The sequence below is a fragment of the Sphingopyxis sp. YF1 genome (assembly GCF_022701295.1).
Taxonomy (GTDB): Bacteria; Pseudomonadota; Alphaproteobacteria; order Sphingomonadales; family Sphingomonadaceae; genus Sphingopyxis.
Window position 1 is genome coordinate 4,156,708 of the sequence record NZ_CP033204.1, and the last position, 18,868, is coordinate 4,175,575.

The window sequence follows — 18,868 nt, forward strand, 5'->3', positions numbered from 1 at the left end:
TTTATGGCTGATCGCAATTTCAATTGGATTTCATGATGCCGGGCAGCGCGTATCTTGGCCGTCGAAATGAACGGATGAATGCCCGATCGCCGCCAGCTTCTGAAGACACTCACCGCCGCAATTGTGGCGGGCGCGGTCACACCGAGCGCGCTCGCCCGTCCTCGCTACATCAAAGGAAAAGGAAATCTGACGATGAATCGCATACTCATGGTGACCACCTCCGCCGACCGAATGACTCCGGGGACTGAACCGACGGGCGTTTGGCTGGAAGAACTGACTACGCCGTATTATGCATTCCGCGATGCCGGCGCCGAAGTGACGCTGGCCTCGATCAAGGGCGGCGCCGTCCCAGTCGATCAGCGCAGCGTGAACGCAGACGGCGAGAACGACGCCTCGGTCGAACGCTATCTTAAGGACGAAGCGCTGAAGGCTGAGGTTGCCAGCACCCCTGTATTCACCAGCATCGATCCCGCTGGCTACGACGCGCTGTTCCTGCCCGGCGGCCACGGCACCATGTTCGATTATCCCGGCAGCGACGAACTGGCGCGGATGGTCGAACGCTTCGACCGCGAGGGCAAGATCGTCGCCGCCGTCTGCCATGGACCGGCGGGCCTGGTCTCGGCGAAGAAGGCCGACGGCACGCCCTTCGTGGCTGGTCGCCGTGTTGCAGGCTTCACTGACAGCGAGGAGCGTGCAGTCGGCCTCGATCAGGCGGTACCGTTCCTCCTTGAAACGCGCCTTAAGGAACTGGGCGGCAAGCATGATGGCGGCCCGGACTTTGCTCCGTTCGCTCTGCGCGACGGCAATTTGGTAACTGGCCAGAATCCCGCCAGCGCAACCCGCACCGCGGAGCTTGTGATGGAAGCCCTCAAGGAAAAGGTGGCCTGATCGTGCGTTATCTCCACACGATGCTGCGCGTCGCCGATCCCGAGGCGGCGGTGCGGTTTTTCACGCTGCTGGGTCTCAAGGAGACCCGCGCCAGCACATCCCGGTCGGTCCTGGCTATCAGGTGCCGCTGGCCCGGACGGTCAAGGACGCGGTCGCCATACCTGTCATCGCCGTCGGCATGATTAACGATCCGCATCAGGCGGAACGCATCCTTGAAGACGGGCATGCGGACGCAATAGCCATAGCTCGCGCTGCCCTATGGGATCCGCGCTGGCCTTGGCACGCCGCCGCTGCGCTGGGCGCATCGGTCAGCGCGGCGCCACAATATCTCCGGTCCGAGCCCCACGAAGCGGGCCACATCCTCAAGGAAATGACACCATGAAAACGTCCGTCAAACTGCTTCTGGCCGCTGGCGCGGTCCTCTCGCTCGCCGCCTGCGCGACAACCCGCGAGGGTGCATCCGCGCCCCGGATCGAACAGGTCGCGACCTTCGATGGCGCGATGCCGACTGGCGTGACCGTCGCCCCCAATGGGCGCATCTTCGTCAACTTCCCGCAATGGGGCGACAACGCGCCGTTCACGGTGGCCGAGCTGGTCAATGGCAGGGCGGTGCCCTATCCCGACGCCGCGACTAACCGTCCCGATGCGGCCGATCCGGCAGGGCATTTTATCTCGGTGCAGAGCGTGGTTGCCGACGGCGCCAATCGCCTCTGGGTGCTCGATACGGCGGCGCCCAACTTCTCGCAGCCGCAAGTTGGCGGTGCAAAACTGGTGGCGATCGACCTCGCGACCAACCGAGTGGTGAAGACAATCGTCCTGCCGCCCAGCGTCGTGCTGTCCACGACCTATCTCAACGATGTGCGCTTCGATCTTCGCACGGGCGCTGAGGGCGTCGCCTACATCACCGACAGCAGCAACACGGGCGTCGGCGGCATCATCGTCGTCGACATCGCCAGCGGGCGTGCGATCCGCCGCCTGTCGAACCATGCGACTACCAATCCCGAGCCCGGCTTCACCCCGACCGCCGACGGCGCGGTGCTGATGAACCGCCCGGCCGATGGACCCGCGACGCCGTTCGCAGTGGCGAGTGACGCGATCGGGCTTAGCGCCGACGGCAGCCTACTCTATTACGGCCCGTTATCTGGCCGCACGCTGCACGCGGTCCCCACGGCCATGCTGCGGGATCCCGCGGTGTCTGAGGAAGAACTCGGCCGCGCCGTTCGTAGCATGGGGCGCAAGGGTGCTTCGGACGGGATCGCCGAAGACGACCGGGGCCGCGTGTTCGCCGGCGACTACGAGAACAACGCGATCCGCGTGCTCGACCAAGGCCGTTGGTCGACGCTGGTCAGCGACCCGCGCATCAGCTGGCCCGACACGCTGTCGATCGGTACCAACGGCTATCTCTACTTCACCGCCAACCAGCTCCACCGCCAGCCCGGCTTCCACGGCGGGCGGGACCTGCGCCGCAAGCCCTATGAACTGCTGCGCATCAGGGTGGGCGCCGGTCCCGTCCTGTTGCGCTCGAAGTGATCCCATCCGACCGAGCAGGCTCGACATCGCGCCTGCCCGGCCTTCCCAATGGAGACCTTCTATGGTTGAGCCAATTGTCTCTGACCCTACGGTCGAGCGCTATCTGCCGCAAATTGCCGACGCGGTCGGCACAGACTTTGCCGCATACCGCAACCACATTTACCGGGCTCTGAGTTACGCAGCGCACTTCCTCGGCGACGATCCGAGGGGGCGCGAACATATCGCATTTGCACTTGTTTTCCACGACGTCGGCATGTGGACCGATCACGAACTGGCTTATCTGGAGCCGTCGGAAGCAGTGGCCGAGCGCGTGCGAACCCAGCACGCGCCACATCTCGATCCCACACTCGTGGCCAACATCATACACTGGCATCACAAGCTGCTATCGTTCGCGGGGCCAGACGCCGAGATCGTGAACGCCGCGCGCAAGGCCGACTGGATCGACGCAAGCATTGGCATGGTTCGGCATGGCGTTGCCCGCAAACAGGTGGTCGCCATAGAGGAGGCAATCCCCGTATTGGGCTTCCCGGGGGTCCTGATGCGCCTCGCCAAGGATCTGCGCCATGGCAACCGGTTTGCCGGGCTGTGGCGGGTGCTCTCTCGAGTTTGCAAGTTCTGACCTTCGAAGGTGATACGGCGGAAAACGGGGCGAGATCGCTGATGCACGAACCGCTCGGCAGATTGGCTCGGTTCTCGACGTAAAGCCGTCGAGCGGGCGCCACACCTCATTGAACGTCGAGTGCCGTAGGTAGACCCTTTCGGCTCCATCGACTGAGGAGTCGAACGATGGACGAGCTTATCCAGATTGACGCGATCAGCCCGCTGAGCCAGTGCCTGATCGACAATATGACCTTGCGCGGGTTCTCTCCGGAGACGCAGCGTAACTATCTTCTCGACGTCGGACGGTTCGCAACTTGGCTGCGTCGCTCGCCCCACACCGCGAGCACCGAGGATATCCGGCAGTTTCAGTTCGAGCAGCACCAGTCGGGCGTGTGGGCGCCAACGATGAACAGCATCGTCGGCGCGCCTAGGTTTTTCTTCATGCACACCCTCGACCGCTCCGATCTCGCGCGTAGCTCAGCGCATGACCCTTGCGGTTCGGGCATTGAGGACTTTCCGACGCCGGCGGCGTCTGAAACTCTCAACGATAGCCTACAGACCGCTTACGGCCAGCTCAGGCCGAACAGTAGCCGGACAGCGGTTCGCTTATTTGGCAGCAACATTAATCGAATCCCAATCGATGAAAAAGAACCGAACTCGCTTTAGGTGGGCTGCAAGATTGCCGATCGCCCGTCCCAAACCGTAGCCTCCGCCCACATCTGCGGGCGAATGCCCCATAAGCTGGTCGTGCACGTCCTTGGGAATGTTGGCGTCGCGGCAGAGATCCTTGAAGCTGTGTCGGAAACTATAAAACACGAGGCGCGGGTCGTCGCCGACGGCATTGTCGATTAGGCGGTTGGCGCGGCGGCTCGCCTCCTTGGTCTTTACGCCCAGCGAATCAGCCTCGAGGTCAGGAAAAAGCCGGACTGCTCCGCTTGACCGCATCCGTTGGACGTAGTCGAGAAACCCGAGCGCTATCAGTTTGGGATGGAGCGGTATCACGCGAATAGAACCGTCGGTCTTCACCCGTTTGCGCTCGTCAATCTCGTCCATGACGTAGTCCGTGACGTCGATATAAGGGATCCCTTGCTCGGACTTGATGTCCGCGAGCAATATCTGACCAAGTTCCTCAATTCGAGCGCCCGTGCAAAGCCCGAGCAGGAACAACCAGCGCAGCGTCGAATCGGAGACCTTTGACTTGCTCAGAGGGTGAGACCAAGCCGCGGTGAACAGCTTGGCCGCAAATAGCTGAGCGAGTTCGTCCTTGGTAAATGGGCGCCGCGTGCTCTTTTTTGTGTATCCTTCGACTTTGATACCGGCGGCGGTGTTCGCAGGGATGAAGCGCTCCTGGAAAGCGAACCCGAGGAGGGCTTGGACCGCGCCGAGATATTTTTTGATCGATTGCGGGGATATGCGGTCTACGCCCGATCTGTCCGCATAGAGCGCATGAATGTCGACAAACTCCATCATGCGATGCACTCGCGGCATACTTTTTGGCAGCACCGCTATCGCGTCACGAAATTCGAACAGATCGTTGGGCGTGATTTCGCCGATGCCGACATCGCCGATATAGCTTTTGAAATAGCGTACGGCCGTTTTCGTCGCGGCCTGCGCCTTCGGCGTCGGCTTGCGCGCCGCGATCCATTTCGCCTCGAGGGCGTCGAGCTTCATGTCCGGTTGGAGCCGGCTCGAATTTGCGCGGCGCCGGGCCGAGGGGAGTACGGGAACTTGTTCGCGGACTTGCGGCGAACCCAGCGCATCGGCCAGTGCATCGGCGAGCGGTTCGTCGATCCCGCGATTCGCCTCCTCGGGTAGTTTTAGTTCACGCTTTATTTTCGCGACGGCGAAGCTGAGCAGGGGGCGCCAACGGCGGTGCGGTACCCGTTTCTGAAAACTGAACCACAGATCGCCAAGGTCGCGATGGACCGAAGCATGGTGAGCCTCGATCCGAGCGAGTGTTTCGGGAGAAAACTCATCGTCGGCGTCGCTTCCCGCCAACCTCTTGCGATAAGCGATCCATTCGGTTGGACTCATGTCTTGTGCGGTGGCCCGATGGTCTCCCGATTGGTCCGCGACGGCGTCGTCGAGCTCCTTGAGCAAGAAAGCGACATCCATACCGCCGCTCGCAAACCCGGTAGCGGACCTGGCGGTGAGGAGGCGGTCAACCAAGACACGCGCCTCGTCGGAAGTGAAGGATCTTGGAGCGTCGTTTGCGAGCGCGTCGCGAAATTGTTCGCACTTCTGCTCATATTCACCATTGGCAATCGCCAGCTTGCGTTCGGCATGGCGCTGATCGGCGGTGCCGAGGCTTACCTTGTAAAGTTGGCCGCAAGCGAAGGCGCTTTGCAACGGCAGCGGGATACGGCGGCGAAGATAAAAAATGCCGCTGCGTGGATCGCGCCAGAGTCCCTTCGGATTCATGATTGTTCGTCCTTTGTGTACTCATTTGGTGTACCCACCGAGTCACTAACGAACAGAAAACCGAGACTTCTGCGCCTTTGCGGCGATTTGGTGACCCCTACGGGACTCGAACCCGTGTTTTCGCCGTGAAAGGGCGACGTCCTAGACCGCTAGACGAAGGGGCCGTCGTTCGGTGAAGCGGCGCATTAGACTCGCCGGTCCGGCCGGTCAAGCGCAGCGATGCCCGCCCGCGTAAAAATATTGCGGCGCGCCCGTTCCATCGGTGCCTAGTCGGCCCAGGCGGCGTCTTCGAGATGGAGTTCGGCGGCGGGGCGGCTGCCCCAATCGTCGCGTTTTGCGCGCCCCGCGAGCCATAATTTGCGCCCGCGCGCGTGGAGCAGCGCCTGGCCGAGCTCGGTCTCGGCGGCGCGGAAGGCGATCGCCTTGAAGCGCCCGCCGTCGTCGCCGGCGACGATCAGCCGGACATGATCGGTGCCGACGATCCCCGATTCGACGATTCGCACCGGCCCGGTCGCGACGCGCGGTGCGGGCCAGCCGGCGCCGTACGGCCCAGCGCTCTCGATCGCCTCGCACCATAGGGGCGAAATGCCGCGCGGGGCGAGCACCGCATCGATGAGCAGCGAGCGGTCGCCGCTCGCGCGCTCGACATCGGCGGCGAGCCGTTCGTTGAGGAAGGCGCCGAGCGCGTCGAGCCTGTCCGCCTCGACCGTCAGCCCCGCCGCCATCGCATGCCCGCCGCCGGCGACGAGCAGGCCCGATTCCTTTGCGGCGAGGATCGCGGCCCCCAGGTCGACGCCGCTGATCGAGCGCCCCGAGCCCTTGCCGATCCCCCCGTCGTCGAGCGCGATGACGATCGCGGGGCGGCGGAGCTTTTCCTTGAGCCGTCCGGCGACGATGCCGATCACCCCGGGATGCCATCCGGCGCCGGCGACGATTGCGACCGGCGCATTGGCGGCGCGCTCGCTCATCGCCATCGCCTGGTCGAGCACCGCCGCCTCGATCGCGCGGCGCTCCTCGTTGAGGCGATTCAATTCCTGCGAAATCTCGGCGGCCTCTTGCGGATCCGCCGTCGTCAGCAGCCGGACACCGAGGTCGGATTTGCCGACGCGTCCGCCGGCGTTGATGCGCGGGCCGAGCGCGAAGCCCATGTCGGTCGCGGTCGGGGCCTTGGTCAGCCGCGCCGCGTCCATCAGCGCCGCGAGGCCGATGTTGCCGCGCCGGCCCATGATCTTGAGCCCCTGCGTCACCAGCGCGCGGTTGAAACCGGTCAGCCTTGCGACGTCGGCGACGGTGCCGAGCGCGACGAGGTCGAGCAGGTCGATCAGCGCGGGTTCGGCGCGATTCGCAAAGAAACCGCGCCCGCGCAGCACGCGGAGCAGCGCCGCGCCGAGCAGGAAGGCGACCCCGACCGCGGCGAGATTACCGTGCGCCGCCGCCTCGGGGGCCTCGTCGAGCCGGTTGGGGTTGACGACGGCAAAGGCGGCGGGGAGCGTGGTCGCGCATTGGTGATGGTCGACGATGATCGTCTCGACCCCCGCCGCATTGGCCTCGGCGATCGCGTCGAACGCCTGCGCGCCGCAATCGACGGTGACGACCAGCCTCGATCCCGCCTCGCCGATCTTGACCAGCGCCGCGCCCGAGGGGCCATAGCCTTCCATCAGCCGGTCGGGGATATAGGCGCCGACCGGCACGCCGAGGTCGCGCAGCAGCCGCACGAGCAGCGCCGCCGAGGTCGCGCCGTCGACGTCATAGTCGCCGAAGATGGTGATCGCTTCCTTCGCTTCGACCGCATCGGCAAGGCGTTCGGCGGCGGCATCCATGTCGCGGAACAGCGCCGGGTCGGGCATGAAGCCGCGCAGCGTCGGCGTGCGCTGGCGCTCGAGGTCGTCGCGCGGCACCCCGCGCGCGAGCAGGAGCTGGGTGACCAGATCGTCGGGCGCCAGATTCTCCGACGCCATGTCGGCGCTGGCGCGGCGCCAGTGCCACGGCTGCCCGGCGATCGAGCGCGTGATGCCGAGGGCCGCGCCGCTCATGACCGGCCCCGCGCGGCGAGAATCGCGCTGCGCAGCGCCTCGGCGCTGGCGAGCGGGATCGCCGGAATTTCGTGACTGGCGAGCGCACTGCCGCCCGGAACGCCGAAGACCAGCGTGGCGAGGCCGAGGGGGCGCAGGATGAAATCGGTCTTGAGGTCGACGCTCTGGACCGACGCGTGGGGGAGCAGGGTCATCTTGGGTTTCCAGAAGCCGCGCCGGATCGCGACCATCGCGGGCAGGTCGGCCCAGCGATGCAGGCGCGCGCCGGCGAGCGCGACCGCGGCGATCAGCGGCGCGGCGGCGAGCGCGGCCCACCCCACGGGCTGGCCAAAGCCCAGCGATACGAGCCCGCCGAGCGCGCAGAAGGTCGCGCCGACCAGTCCGCCGAGCGCGACGATGCGGTGGCTGTGCTGCCAATGCTGGTCGTCGCCCGGCCGCGCGATCGCGACTTCGCCGAGCACGGGGTCGATCTCCGCCAGCCTCGCGAAGGGGACGATCTGGTGATCGCGTTCCTTCTCGCCGTCGCTCGCGAGGCTTTGCAGGCGGAGTTCGTGCCAGCCGAAGCGTCGGCGAATCCAGCCCGTGACGAGGATCGCGGCCTGGACGCGGCGCACCGGGATCGCGACGTCGGTGCGCGTCGTCAGCCCGCGCGTCCGGCGCAGCGCGCGCGGTTCGCGCGTCAGCCGGAAATTCCAGTTGGCGAGCAGCATCGTCGCGACCCCGGTGACGAGGCCGATCGCGAGCAGCGAAACCAGCGCGCCGACCCCGGCGATCCAGCGATGTGCGATCACCCACTGGTCGAGGCCGTATCGTTCGGCGAGATCGGTCCAGTCGCGGATGCTGAAGACGTTGAAGTCGAAGGGCAGCAGGTCGTCGAAAAACTGCATCGCGGCGCCGACCACGGCGAGCGCGGCGAGCGAGAAGTTGAACAATCCCGCGACGAGCAGGCGGCGCGGCGTCATCGCGAAGAGCAGCCGGTCCTCGGCGGCGGGGGCGGCCGGCGGGGCACCGTCGGACGCGGGCGTCGCGGGAGCGGCGACGGCATCGCTGCGATGCGCGCGGATCGTCGTGCGCAGCGCCTGCGCGGCGTCGAGCCCGATCGCGTCGAGCGCGGCGTCATTCTCCTTGCCCGCGCCGCCGGCGCCGGTCTCGAAGCCGACGCGGGCGATGCCGAGTGCGCGCGCGATCAGTCCCTGTTCGATGCTGACGTCCTGGATGCGGTCGAAGGGGATGGTACGGTGCTGGCGCGATAGCACCCCGCTCTCGATGACGATCTCGTCGTCGCCGACAAGGAAGCGGAAGCGCATCCAGCCGAGCCACGCCGCGCCGAGCGAAAAGAGCAGGAAGGCGAGCAGGGCGGGGACGATCCACACCCAGTTGCCGGTGAAGCCGAGCGCCGCGACCGCGGGCAGGAAGTTGAAGGATTTTGGCCCCAGCCTGACGATCGCGAGCGCGAGCGTCGCGGGGTGCAGGCGTTGCCAGTCGGGCTCGGCCGGCGGTGCTTCGGCGGCGGGCAGGGTCGCGGCGGCGTCGCTCATGCGAAATCGGTCTGGATGTGGCGGCGGATCGTCTCGCGCATCGCCGCCGCCAGATCGGCGGGCAGGCCCGGCAAGGTGACCGTGCTGTTGTGCGTGCCCGAGGTGTGCACGATCAGGTGCGACAGGCCGAACCAGCGTTCGACCGGCCCCTGCCCGACGTCGATATGCTGGACGCGCACGAAGGGCACGATCGTGTCGGTGCGGAACATCCAGCCGCGCGCGACGCGCAGCTGTCCTTCGCCGATCTTGTACCCCCAGCGCTGGACGCGCCGCGCCGGGAAGCTGATGATCATCACGATCGCGATCAGCCACGCGGCGGCGGTGATCAGCCCGTAGGGGCCTTCGAGATGCCGGATCAGCAGCCAGTCGAAGACGCTCGCCCCGATCGCGATCGGCAGCATGTTGAGCGCGGTGACGACGCGCAGCACATGACCGTAGCGCGGATCGACCGGGTCGAGCCCGTCGGCGGCGTTGATCGCCTGCGGGTCGAAGGGGTCGGTCGGGTGCGCGGCGGCGGCGGTCTCGGTCATGATGCTCCGTTAGTCGGTCGAGGGGCTAGGGGACAACCACATTGAAGCGCGGGTCGGCGGGCGGATGCAGCGCGAACCACGACAGAAAGGCTATGCGATCGCCGTCGACCCGGATCGCGCCCGACTGGAGCAGCGCGGGGAATTGCGCCTGACCGAGCATCACGTCGTCGAGCGTCTTGCGGTCGATCGTGACCGTCGCGGTCGGCGCGGGATCGGTGACGCCATAGCGCGGGAATTCGACCCCGCCGCCGACCACCACCGCGATCGCTTCGCTGCTGTCGGGCAGTAGGAACTGGAAGGTGCCGTTGAGCGCGCTTCCCTTCGCGGCGTCGAAGCGCGTCGCGAGCGCGTCGAAGAAGACCGCGGTCGGGATCGCGCTGACGAAGCTGCGGCTCTGGCCGTTGCCCGACGTGCTTTCGACGGCATTGCCGCGCAGGCTCGCCGCGGCGGCGAGATAATAGTTGCGCCACGCCCCCGATTCGGCCTGATAGCCGAGCTGATCGTAGGCCGAGGCGAGCGCCGCGCGGGCGTCCTTGTTCGCCGGCTCGGCGAACACCAGCTTGTTCAGCAATTCGGCCGCCCAGCGATAGTCGCCCGCCGCGACCGCCGCCTTGCCCGCGGCGAGCAATTTGTCCGCCCCGCCAGCAAGCGCGACATATTTGGGCGCCGACTGTTCGGGGGGCAACGGGTTGAAGTTCGCCGGATTGCCGTCCCACCAGCCGAAATAGCGCTGGTAGGTCGCCTTCATGTCGTGGTTGAGCGTGCCATAATAGCCGCGCGTCGAGAAATCGCGGGCCTGCACAGGAGCCTCCGCCGTCGCGTCGGCGAGTTCGTGCAGGGTCGCGCCCTTGTTCGCGAGGAAGAGGGTGCGGTCGTGGACGTAGCGATAGGCGTCGCGCTGGTTGGCGAGCAGGTCGCTGACATCGTTCGTCCCCCATGTGGGCCAGTGGTGCGACGCCATCGCGACCGCGGCCTTGCCGCCCCATTTCAGCAGCATCGCGTCGATCACCTTCGACCAGCGCAGCGCGTCGCGGACCTGCGCCCCGCGCAGCGTCAGCACATTGTGCAGCGTGCGGGTGACGACCTCGGTCGTGTGGAGCGCCTGGTAGGCGGGGATGTAGAAGGTGAATTCGGACGGCGCCTCGGTTCCCCCGGCGTCGAGGAATTCGAACGCGAGCCCGTCGATCGTCAGCGTGCCGCCGCCTTCGCCCACCGTCTCGGTGGGCTCCATATAGCCGATCGTCCCCGACGACAGCTTCGGGCCCAGCCCGGTATCGACCTGTCCCGCCGGGCCGGGGGCGAGGATCGATCCGAACATGTACAGCGCACGCCGCCCCATCGCGGTGCCCGCGAGGACGTTTTCGGCGGTCGCTTCTTCCGAAAAGCCGTGCGGCGCGATGATGCGGATCTTTTCGCGCTTCACCTGTTCGGGGGTGACGATCCCGCCGACGCCGCCGAAATGGTCGCTGTGGCTGTGGCTGAAGATCACCGCCCTGATCGGCTTTTTCCCTTCCTTCGCCTCGACCGTGTCGGCGAAGAGTTTCCACCCCGCGGCGGCGACCTCCTCCGACAACAGGGGATCGACGACGATCCACCCCGACTGGCCGCGGATGATCGTCATCACCGAAATGTCGTAGCCGCGCAGCTGCCACACCTTGCCGGGGACGACCTCGAACAGGCCGTGGACCGCGTCGAGCCGCGCCTGCCGCCACAGCGAAGGATTGACGGTGTCGGGCGCTTTTGCTGCATCGAGGAACGCGTAGGGCCGCCGGTCCCACACCGTCTTGCCGTCCTTGTCGAGGATCACGCCGCCCGGAATTTCGGCGAGCTTGCCGCGCGTCGCGTTCGCCATGTCGCGCGGGTCGTCCAGCGGCAGGCGCTTGGCGAGTTCGGCCTGCGCGGCGCGCGTCGCCTCGCTTGCCGCATCCTGCGCGGCGGCCGTCAGCGGCAGACTGCTCGCGAGCAGCAAAGCGGTCAATCGGCGCATATCATCTTCCCCCTGTTTTGGGGACAGCTTGCGCCGCGCTTCGAGGCTTGGCAAGCATCGCCGCATGGCCGCCGCACCGCATCTGCTGATCGCCTGGCACAGCCGCACCGGCGGCAGCGAAGCGCTTGCGCGCGCCGCGGCGGACGGCGCTGCAACGGCAAGGCTGGTCGCCGCGGGCGATATCGCGCCCGAAGATTTGCTGGCCGCGGCGGGGTATCTCTTCGTCGGTCCCGAAAACCTCGCCGCGCTGTCGGGTGTGATGAAGGAGATGTTCGACCGCTGTTATTACCCTTGCCTCGGCAGGCTCGAGGGGCGGCCCTATGCGACGATCATCTGCGCGGGGTCGGACGGGACAAACGCCCAGCGCCAGCTCGATCGCATCGCCACCGGCTGGCGGCTGCGGCGTGTCGCCGATCCGGTGATCGTCAATACCGCCGCGCAAACCCCCGAGGCGATCCTTGCGCCCAAGACGATTCCTGCGGCGCCGCTCGCCGACGCACGCGACCTCGGCGCCGCTCTCGCGGAAGGACTCGCCGCCGGAATCTTCTGAAGCGAATGGCATGTGCGCATATCTGTATTATTTGAATAATACAGATATGATTGGCGGGCGGTCAAGCGACGACGGCCATTCGGAATCGCGCGACGGTGCAGTCCTAGCGGTTGCGCTAGCGCTGCTCGCCCGCTCTCTCGTCACGGCTGGGGAGCGTCCGCAATCGTCGGCGTGCTGTCGTTGCGGCGAACCGGGGGCCCGCCGGGCGGGCTATTCGGCCGGTTCGGCAGCCAGCGAGGCGCGCTGCGAATCGAGGACGGTGATGCGCTGGCGCATCGCGTCGGTGACGCAGGCGGCGTCGCTGCACGCGTCGCGTTCGCCGACGCGCCAGCCGTTCTGCTCGGCGGCGATCTGCTGGCGCAGCGGCCCGGCGACACGGTCGAGCTGGCGATAGGCGCGGTTGAGGTCGCGGTCGAGCGCCGCCAGTTCCTCGTCGCCGCAGATCAGCTTTTCGGCGCGCGCGGCGGCGAATTTGCAGTTGAAGCTCGGCGGGGTGCTGAGCGGAGCCGCGGCGGGCTCGGGCGGCGCTGCGGCCGGTGCCGGGACGTCGGGCGCTGCGGCCTGCGGATTCGCGGCGGTGGCGGGCGCCGCGGCGACCTCCGTCCGTTTGGGGTCGACGCCCTGCATGAACAGCATGGCGCCCATCACCGCGACCGCGACGAGCAGGCCCGCGATCACCAGCGTGCGCACCGATATGCCGGTCGCCGCGGGCGGCGGCGCGGACGCCTGCGCGAGGATCGAGGCGTGGAGATCGTCGGCCGCCGCCGCGTGCGGATCGGCGGCGCGCGGCGGTGCGGCAACCGGCGCGGTCGGGCGCGCACCGACGAGCTGGTGCGCCTTGGCGGCGATTCGCGCGATCGAATCGTCGCGTCTTTCCAGCCAGTCGATCCATTGCGCGCTCGCCAGATGATAGGCGAGATCGTCGGGCACGATCTCTTCGAGCCGCAGCGGGATGATCGCCTTGTGCGCATTGTCGGCGAGGATCAGCTCGCGCTTGACGTGGGGGCTCTTGTCCGACTGGCTGCAAAAGAGCAGCAGCACCCCCGCGCCGTCGCGGATCGCCCCCATGATCGCCGAATCGAACGCTTCGCCCGGCTCGACGTCGCGCGGCGCGATCCAGCAATCGACGTCGTGACGCGCCAGCGCGCGCTCGACGTGGAGCGCGACGTCATATTTGCTCGAATGGTGACTGACGAACAGCCGCGGGCGCCTTGTTTCTTCCATCGTCATATCCCCTTGTGCGGCGACGATGCCATAGCGGCGGCCCGGGTCAACCCGTGTGCGGCGGCTATTTTCCCTTCGTCGCGCGGCGCGCCTTCAGCGTCACCGGATCGGGGATCGCGGGCGACAGCGCCGCGATCACCGCATCGGCTTCGAGGAACAGCGACGCCGGCATCGCGGCGTCGCCGGGATCGCCCGCGCGCACGATACCCGCCATGTAGCGGTCGATGATCGGCGCGAAGGTGAAACCCTTCTTGCCCTGCGCCTTCGCATCGAGCGCGGCGTGCAGCAGCATCGCGTCGAACGCGACGTCGGCGGGCGCGCCATAGAGAAAGGCGATCCGGGTGCCGGGATCGGCCTTGCCGGGGTCGAGCTTCAGGAAGATTTTCGACTTGTCGGTGCGCCACACCGATTTCGACTGCGCCTCGAACGCGGCGTTCGACACATAGGGTTCGATCAGCTGGAACAGCGTCTTGTTGTCGCCGTCCTTGGCGAGCAGTTCGGCGCGCGCCGCGGTGGCGCGGTCGTCCCACATCGCCGCGGCGGGCTTGGTGAGCTGGCCGGTGCGGTCGGCGGCGCCTGCGCCGTCGTAGAGCAGGCGGTTCGCCGCCATCACCGCGCCGAACGACGGCGCGAGCCACTGTGTCCGCGCGGTGAACTTGCGCCGCGCCCCCTCGACATTGCCCTGCTGCGCGAGCAGCAGCACGTCGTAGAGGTCGAGCACCTCGCTCGCCTGCAGCCGGACGTCCATTTCTTCGGGCTTGCCTTCGCCCACCAGCGTCTTGTCGATGCCGCGCGCGCGCTCGGCCGCCGCCGCGGCGGCGTCCCACTGGCCGGCGAGCGCGTGCGCCAGCGCCGCCTGCGCGACCGCGCGGCTGCTCGGCGGCAGGTCCTTGCCGTCCTTGTCCTTCTTCGCGCTCTGGAAGGCGACGAGGTCGGCGCGCATCGCGGCGCTTTCGGCAAAGCGCGACAGTTCCTCGAACCGGCCGGCCGCCTGGTCGATCGCGCCGGGGGCGATGCGCGCGAGCGCGCGAGCGCGGTCGATGTCGGCGTCGCTGCCGAGCGGCGCCATGTCGGCATAGGTCTTGATGCCGACCAGCGGCATCAGCGAAAAGCGGTGCTGCGGTGCCGCGGCGAGCGAGACGCGCATCGCGTCGGCGACCTGACCCTTGCGCACCAGCGCCGCCGCTTCGACCTGGTCGAACGACAGCCCCATCGATCGGTTGAAATAGGGATCGGCGGTCAGCCCGGCGGTGCCGGCCTCGCCGCGCGCGAGCGCGACGTCGGCGATCGCCGCGTCATAATCCTTCGCCTCGATCCGGTGCAGCGCGCGCGCGAGGATCAGCGGAATGCGGCGGCGCGCATTGCCCTCGGCCTTCTCGCCCTCGAGGATGCCGGTGCAGGCGGTGACACCCTCGGCGCCGAACTTGCGCTTCGACGCATCGGCCGCCTCGGGCGGCGGCGCGAACAGCGCCAGCAGCGTGACCGCGCCGAGCAGCCGCGCCGCCGATTCGCCCGCGGTCATGTTGTTGGGAAAGCCGTCGCACTGGAGATAGAGCGATCCCGCGTCCTTGGCGGCGCTCTTGGCGGCGTCCTGTGCGAACGCCGCCGGAGCCGCGCCGAACGACAGGGTGGCCGCCATCGCGGCGGCAACCGAAAATGCTGATTTCACGACCCTCTTCCCCCCGAAAGATATGATGGGGGCCGCGGCGCCCCGGCGCGCGGCCTGTCGCTGCTATCGCCGGGATGCCGGGGTCATGGCAAGGGGTTTTCGCGCGCGCCTCAGGCGCCGCGATGCTCGCCCTTGACCCAGCGCACCGTGCCCGACGAGGCGCGCATCACCACCGTTTCGGTGGTCAGGATGCCGCCGCGGCGGTGCTTGACGCCGCGCAGCAGCGATCCGTCGGTGACCCCCGTCGCGGCGAAGATGACGTCGCCCTTGGCGAGGTCCTCGAGGTCGTAGACGCGGTCGAGATCCTCGATCCCCCATTTGCGCGCGCGCAGCCGCTCGTCGTCGTTGCGGAACAGCAGCCGGCCCTTGAACTGGCCGCCGACGCAGCGCAGCGCCGCGGCGGCGAGCACGCCCTCGGGCGCGCCGCCCGACCCCATATAGATGTCGACATTGGTGTCGGGGTTGGTCGTCGCGATCACCCCGGCGACGTCGCCGTCGGGGATCAGCGCGACGCCGCAGCCGATCGCGCGCAGTTCGGAAATGATCGCCTCGTGGCGCGGGCGGTCGAGTACGCAGACGATGATGTCGGCGGGCGCGACGCCCTTTTCGCGCGCCACCGCCTCGACATTCTCGCGCACGCTGTTGTCGAAATTGACGATGTTCGGCGAATAGCCGGGGCCGACCGCGAGCTTGTCCATATAGACGTCGGGGGCGTTGAGCAGGCAGCCTTCCTCGGCGATCGCGAGCACCGCGAGCGCATTGGGGCCGGCCTTGGCGGTGATCGTCGTGCCCTCGAGCGGGTCGACCGCGATGTCGATCTTCGGGCCCTTGTCGGGCGCGTTGCCGACCTTTTCGCCGATGAACAGCATCGGCGCCTCGTCGCGCTCGCCCTCGCCGATGACGATCGTGCCGTCCATGTAGAGGGTGTTGAACGCGTCGCGCATCGCTTCGACCGCGGCGGCGTCGGCCGCCTTTTCGTCGCCGCGCCCGATCAGCTTCGCGGCGGCGATCGCCGCGGCTTCGGTGACGCGCACCATTTCGAGCACGAGCACCCGGTCGAGGTTGCTGCCGGTCTTCGTCATGTCCGCTACTCTCCGTCTTTACTTGTGCCGCCGCACGGGCATGGTGCGCGCCATATGGTCGCCCGCGCCGCTTGTCGAGAATGCATCATGCGATTCGCCGCTGCTCTCGCGCTCGCGTGCGTCGTCCCGATGACAGCCGCGGCGCAGGTCCAGGGGCCGCCGGCCCCGCCGCCGCCCGCCGATGCCGGGGCCGCGCTGGCGCGGACGAAGGAACTGGTCGATCCGATCCGGCGCTGCAAGTCGGCCGAAGACGGATCGATCGACGTCTGCGGCAGCGATACCGAGCGCCACCGGCTGTCGCCCGAACTGCGTGCGATCGCCGGGGTCGGGCGCTCGACGAAGACCGCCATTCCCGACGCGCCGAAACTCAATCCGACCCCGCTCGACAGGCTGCCGCACAACTGGATGTCGCTCGGCGGACGTTATCCGCCGGGCCCCGAATATAATGCGCTCTACGAAATGGCGAAGCGCGCGACCGATCCCGAGACAGGAACGCCGCCGCCGGCCGGAGAAGAGGAGCCCTAGGCGAAAATCTCGGCGGCGTTGGCGGCGGGTTCCGCCGCGCGAACGAAGCCCGCGGGGATCAGCACCTGGCCGAGGAAATAGAGCGCGAAGAGCAGGATCCAGCCGAAGCTCATCAGCGTTTCGGTGACCGTGCCGGGCTCGTTCGCGAGGATTACCGCGCCGTGGAGCAGCAGCAACCCGCCCGCGGCGATGCCGAACACGAGGCCGTAGAGGAGGTAGAAGCCGTAGAGCCGCCACTGCGCGGTGCGCGTGCGCCGCCACGATTCGAGAAAGGCCGACACGGGTTCGAGCTTGCCGCGCCCGCCCATGATCGCGCCCGCGAGGCACAGCCTTGCGCCGATCCAGCCGCCGATCAGCGACAGTAGCAGGCGATAGGCTTCGAGTGCGATGCGCGTGACCCCGTCGGACAGCAGCACGTCGAAACCGACGACGAACAGCGGCAGCGTCGCGACCAGCCCGGTGCCGATCGCGAGGACGAGGTTGGCGAGCAGATAGGCGAAACCCGCGACCATGCCGTACATGATCTCCGACAGAAATCCCTCGCGCATCTCGGCAAGGACACCGTTCCACGCCGCGAGCATCGCCCCCGCCGCGATCACCGCGACGATGCCGAGCAGGTAGAGCGGGCCGGCGATCGATCCGTAGATTCCGGTCCACGGGTTCGACGCCAGCGCCATCAGGTTGCGCAGGCTGAAGATCGGCTCGCTCGACAGGAACAGGAACGGCACCACGACGCCAATTCCGACATAGGCCGCCAGCATGTTGCGATGCGTCGCCGCCAGCGCCCACGCCTCGGCCAGTCCGCGCCGGATATGAATGTCCATGATTGTCCCCCTGCTCCCCGCTCTCATGGGTAGCAGCGGTGCGGGCGATTTCAAGCGGCGGCTGCGGCCCTAGAGCGCGAGGATCGGCATGTGCATCGGCGCGCCGATCACATGATCCGACGCGGCGAGGGCCGCCAGCGCCGCGCCGATCGCGCGCGCCGGGCCTTCGTGCGTGACGAGCGCGATCACGACGCCGTCGCCGGCGTCGTCGCCGCGCTGGATGAAGCTTTCGATCGACACCCCGGCGTCGCGCATCGCGGTCGCGATTTCGGCGAGCACGCCGATGCGGTCCTCGACGACCAGCCGCACATAATGCTTGCCCTCGCGCGCGCCGGCATCGGCGGGCGGCGCCTGGTCGAGCGCGTCGACGGGCATCGCAAAGGCGGGGCCATATTCATCGCGCGCGATATCGATGATGTCGGCGACGATCGCCGACGCCGTCGGACCCGCGCCCGCGCCCGCGCCCTCGAAGAAGAGGCGGCCGACAAAATTGCCCTCGGCGACGACGGCGTTGAGCGCGCCGGGCACATAGGCGAGCGGGTGGTCGGCGGGGACGAGGCACGGCTGGACATGCTGGTAGAGGCCGTTTTCGTCGCGTTCGGCCATGCCGATCAGGCGCACGCGATGCCCCAGCGCCTCGGCCTCGCGGATGTCGGCGGCGATCAGGTCCCGGATCCCGTTCGTCGTGACCGCGCCGATGTCGAGCCTGGTACCGAAACACAGCGCGGCGAGGATCGACAATTTGTGCGCGGCGTCGATGCCGTCGACGTCGAAGGTCGGGTCGGCTTCGGCATAGCCTTCGGCCTGCGCCGCGGCGAGCGCATCGGCAAAGCTCGCGCCATTCCGCTCCATCTGCGTCAGGATATAATTGCAGGTGCCGTTGAGGATGCCGTAGACGCGCGCGATCGCGTTCGCCGACGCGCCCTCGCGAATCGCCTTGATCACGGGGATGCCGCCCGCGACTGCGGCTTCATATTTCAGCGGCGTGTCCTTCGCCTCGGCGAGCCGCGCGAGGTCGAGTCCGTGGTGCGCGATCATCGCCTTGTTCGCGGTGACCAGCGCCTTGCCCGCGCCGAGCGCGTGCCGCGCGAGGGTCAGTGCCATGCCGTCGGCGCCGCCGATCATCTCGACCACGACGTCGACGTCGTCGGCCGCGACCAGCGCGTCGAGATCATCCTCCCAGCGATAGGGCGAGAGGTCGACACCGCGATCCTTGTGCCGGTCGCGCGCCGACAGCGCGACGATCTCGATCGGCCGGCCGGCGCGGCGCGCGATCAGGTCGCGGTTCGCCTCGAGCAGCCGGACGACGCCGCCGCCGACGACCCCGATGCCGGCAAGCGCGACGCGAAGCGGCGGGCGGGGCGCGGCGGGGGCGGGCGAAGGCGACATGCAGAAACTCCGTGCAATAAAATAAGGTGCGCACCGTCGCGCACGATCGAACGCGGCCCTATCGGCTTTTGGCGAGGA

Annotated in this window: 16 protein-coding genes, 1 tRNA gene and 2 pseudogenes; 8 read left to right on the forward strand and 11 right to left on the reverse strand. The window is 67.7% G+C overall.

Features of this window, described 5'->3' with window-relative positions:
• Nucleotides 1-78: 78 nt before the first annotated feature.
• The 6 genes and pseudogenes from EAO27_RS19990 to EAO27_RS20015 all read left to right on the forward strand — a co-directional run bounded on the left by EAO27_RS19990 (nucleotide 79) and on the right by EAO27_RS20015 (nucleotide 3,684).
• Complete coding sequence (locus EAO27_RS19990; RefSeq protein WP_242774383.1) at nucleotides 79-888, forward strand: type 1 glutamine amidotransferase domain-containing protein; 810 nt, start codon at nucleotides 79-81, stop codon at nucleotides 886-888.
• Nucleotides 888-977: pseudogene (locus EAO27_RS19995) on the forward strand (lactoylglutathione lyase); the annotation flags it as partial. The gene EAO27_RS19990 and the pseudogene EAO27_RS19995, both read left to right, overlap by 1 nt.
• A pseudogene (locus tag EAO27_RS20000) lies at nucleotides 971-1,270 on the forward strand (tRNA-dihydrouridine synthase); the annotation flags it as partial. The pseudogenes EAO27_RS19995 and EAO27_RS20000, both read left to right, overlap by 7 nt.
• Complete coding sequence (locus EAO27_RS20005; RefSeq protein ID WP_242774385.1) at nucleotides 1,267-2,418, forward strand: major royal jelly family protein; 1,152 nt, start codon at nucleotides 1,267-1,269, stop codon at nucleotides 2,416-2,418. The pseudogene EAO27_RS20000 and the gene EAO27_RS20005, both read left to right, overlap by 4 nt.
• Nucleotides 2,419-2,479: 61 nt before the next feature.
• On the forward strand, nucleotides 2,480-3,037 hold the full coding sequence (locus EAO27_RS20010) for a hypothetical protein (RefSeq protein ID WP_242774387.1): 558 nt from the start codon (nucleotides 2,480-2,482) through the stop codon (nucleotides 3,035-3,037).
• A gap of 167 nt (nucleotides 3,038-3,204) precedes the next feature.
• Complete coding sequence (locus tag EAO27_RS20015; protein WP_242774396.1) at nucleotides 3,205-3,684, forward strand: phage integrase N-terminal SAM-like domain-containing protein; 480 nt, start codon at nucleotides 3,205-3,207, stop codon at nucleotides 3,682-3,684.
• Here EAO27_RS20015 and EAO27_RS20020 read toward each other — a convergent pair.
• From EAO27_RS20020 to EAO27_RS20045, 6 genes are all read right to left on the reverse strand, one after another.
• Nucleotides 3,625-5,439: a site-specific integrase gene (locus tag EAO27_RS20020; RefSeq protein WP_242774398.1), complete on the reverse strand. Its 1,815-nt coding sequence runs from the start codon at nucleotides 5,437-5,439 to the stop codon at nucleotides 3,625-3,627. The two genes, EAO27_RS20015 and EAO27_RS20020, sit on opposite strands and share 60 nt — an antisense overlap.
• A gap of 88 nt (nucleotides 5,440-5,527) precedes the next feature.
• Nucleotides 5,528-5,603: transfer RNA gene (locus EAO27_RS20025), tRNA-Glu, on the reverse strand.
• A gap of 102 nt (nucleotides 5,604-5,705) precedes the next feature.
• Nucleotides 5,706-7,472, reverse strand: a complete 1,767-nt coding sequence (gene recJ / locus EAO27_RS20030; protein WP_242774401.1) for a single-stranded-DNA-specific exonuclease RecJ — start codon at nucleotides 7,470-7,472, stop codon at nucleotides 5,706-5,708.
• Nucleotides 7,469-9,010 carry a PH domain-containing protein gene (locus EAO27_RS20035; protein WP_242774420.1) on the reverse strand — a complete coding sequence of 514 codons (1,542 nt, stop codon included), beginning with the start codon at nucleotides 9,008-9,010 and terminating at the stop codon, nucleotides 7,469-7,471. Before EAO27_RS20035 ends, recJ begins: the two co-directional genes overlap by 4 nt.
• On the reverse strand, nucleotides 9,007-9,540 hold the full coding sequence (locus EAO27_RS20040; RefSeq protein WP_242774436.1) for a PH domain-containing protein: 534 nt from the start codon (nucleotides 9,538-9,540) through the stop codon (nucleotides 9,007-9,009). The genes EAO27_RS20035 and EAO27_RS20040 overlap by 4 nt, the downstream gene beginning before the upstream one ends.
• A gap of 25 nt (nucleotides 9,541-9,565) precedes the next feature.
• On the reverse strand, nucleotides 9,566-11,527 hold the full coding sequence (locus tag EAO27_RS20045; protein WP_242774439.1) for an alkyl sulfatase dimerization domain-containing protein: 1,962 nt from the start codon (nucleotides 11,525-11,527) through the stop codon (nucleotides 9,566-9,568).
• A gap of 64 nt (nucleotides 11,528-11,591) precedes the next feature.
• Between EAO27_RS20045 and EAO27_RS20050 the strand changes: the two genes are divergently transcribed.
• Nucleotides 11,592-12,077 (forward strand): NAD(P)H-dependent oxidoreductase, encoded by a 486-nt coding sequence (locus EAO27_RS20050; protein WP_242774442.1) that lies wholly within the window; start codon nucleotides 11,592-11,594, stop codon nucleotides 12,075-12,077.
• A gap of 210 nt (nucleotides 12,078-12,287) precedes the next feature.
• Here EAO27_RS20050 and EAO27_RS20055 read toward each other — a convergent pair whose 3' ends face one another.
• The 3 genes from EAO27_RS20055 to glpX all read right to left on the reverse strand — a co-directional run bounded on the left by EAO27_RS20055 (nucleotide 12,288) and on the right by glpX (nucleotide 16,052).
• Nucleotides 12,288-13,301 (reverse strand): TIR domain-containing protein, encoded by a 1,014-nt coding sequence (locus EAO27_RS20055; protein ID WP_242774470.1) that lies wholly within the window; start codon nucleotides 13,299-13,301, stop codon nucleotides 12,288-12,290.
• Between the two features lie 64 nt (nucleotides 13,302-13,365).
• Nucleotides 13,366-14,970: a hypothetical protein gene (locus tag EAO27_RS20060; RefSeq protein ID WP_242774473.1), complete on the reverse strand. Its 1,605-nt coding sequence runs from the start codon at nucleotides 14,968-14,970 to the stop codon at nucleotides 13,366-13,368.
• Between the two features lie 110 nt (nucleotides 14,971-15,080).
• Nucleotides 15,081-16,052 (reverse strand): class II fructose-bisphosphatase, encoded by a 972-nt coding sequence (glpX, locus tag EAO27_RS20065; RefSeq protein ID WP_242774487.1) that lies wholly within the window; start codon nucleotides 16,050-16,052, stop codon nucleotides 15,081-15,083.
• Nucleotides 16,053-16,139: 87 nt separating this feature from the next.
• Here glpX and EAO27_RS20070 point away from each other — a divergent pair, with 87 nt between their 5' ends.
• Complete coding sequence (locus EAO27_RS20070; protein ID WP_242774490.1) at nucleotides 16,140-16,577, forward strand: hypothetical protein; 438 nt, start codon at nucleotides 16,140-16,142, stop codon at nucleotides 16,575-16,577.
• On the opposite strand, the gene EAO27_RS20075 is transcribed toward EAO27_RS20070, so the two are convergent.
• Nucleotides 16,574-17,401: a hypothetical protein gene (locus tag EAO27_RS20075; protein ID WP_242774493.1), complete on the reverse strand. Its 828-nt coding sequence runs from the start codon at nucleotides 17,399-17,401 to the stop codon at nucleotides 16,574-16,576. The genes EAO27_RS20070 and EAO27_RS20075 overlap by 4 nt on opposite strands.
• Nucleotides 17,402-17,470: 69 nt before the next feature.
• The gene (locus EAO27_RS20080; protein ID WP_242774496.1) at nucleotides 17,471-18,790 is read right to left on the reverse strand and encodes a homoserine dehydrogenase; all 1,320 of its coding nucleotides are present in this window, start codon (nucleotides 18,788-18,790) and stop codon (nucleotides 17,471-17,473) included.
• Nucleotides 18,791-18,868 lie beyond the last annotated feature (78 nt).

Coding starts and splice junctions, on each gene's coding strand:
- EAO27_RS19990 (WP_242774383.1), top strand. CDS start 79: ATGCCCGATCGCCGCCAGCTTCTGAAGACACTCACCGCCGCAATTGTG.
- EAO27_RS20005 (WP_242774385.1), top strand. CDS start 1,267: ATGAAAACGTCCGTCAAACTGCTTCTGGCCGCTGGCGCGGTCCTCTCG.
- EAO27_RS20010 (WP_242774387.1), top strand. CDS start 2,480: ATGGTTGAGCCAATTGTCTCTGACCCTACGGTCGAGCGCTATCTGCCG.
- EAO27_RS20015 (WP_242774396.1), top strand. CDS start 3,205: ATGGACGAGCTTATCCAGATTGACGCGATCAGCCCGCTGAGCCAGTGC.
- EAO27_RS20020 (WP_242774398.1), bottom strand. CDS start 5,439: ATGAATCCGAAGGGACTCTGGCGCGATCCACGCAGCGGCATTTTTTAT.
- recJ (WP_242774401.1), bottom strand. CDS start 7,472: ATGAGCGGCGCGGCCCTCGGCATCACGCGCTCGATCGCCGGGCAGCCG.
- EAO27_RS20035 (WP_242774420.1), bottom strand. CDS start 9,010: ATGAGCGACGCCGCCGCGACCCTGCCCGCCGCCGAAGCACCGCCGGCC.
- EAO27_RS20040 (WP_242774436.1), bottom strand. CDS start 9,540: ATGACCGAGACCGCCGCCGCCGCGCACCCGACCGACCCCTTCGACCCG.
- EAO27_RS20045 (WP_242774439.1), bottom strand. CDS start 11,527: ATGCGCCGATTGACCGCTTTGCTGCTCGCGAGCAGTCTGCCGCTGACG.
- EAO27_RS20050 (WP_242774442.1), top strand. CDS start 11,592: ATGGCCGCCGCACCGCATCTGCTGATCGCCTGGCACAGCCGCACCGGC.
- EAO27_RS20055 (WP_242774470.1), bottom strand. CDS start 13,301: ATGGAAGAAACAAGGCGCCCGCGGCTGTTCGTCAGTCACCATTCGAGC.
- glpX (WP_242774487.1), bottom strand. CDS start 16,052: ATGACGAAGACCGGCAGCAACCTCGACCGGGTGCTCGTGCTCGAAATG.
- EAO27_RS20070 (WP_242774490.1), top strand. CDS start 16,140: ATGCGATTCGCCGCTGCTCTCGCGCTCGCGTGCGTCGTCCCGATGACA.
- EAO27_RS20075 (WP_242774493.1), bottom strand. CDS start 17,401: ATGGACATTCATATCCGGCGCGGACTGGCCGAGGCGTGGGCGCTGGCG.
- EAO27_RS20080 (WP_242774496.1), bottom strand. CDS start 18,790: ATGTCGCCTTCGCCCGCCCCCGCCGCGCCCCGCCCGCCGCTTCGCGTC.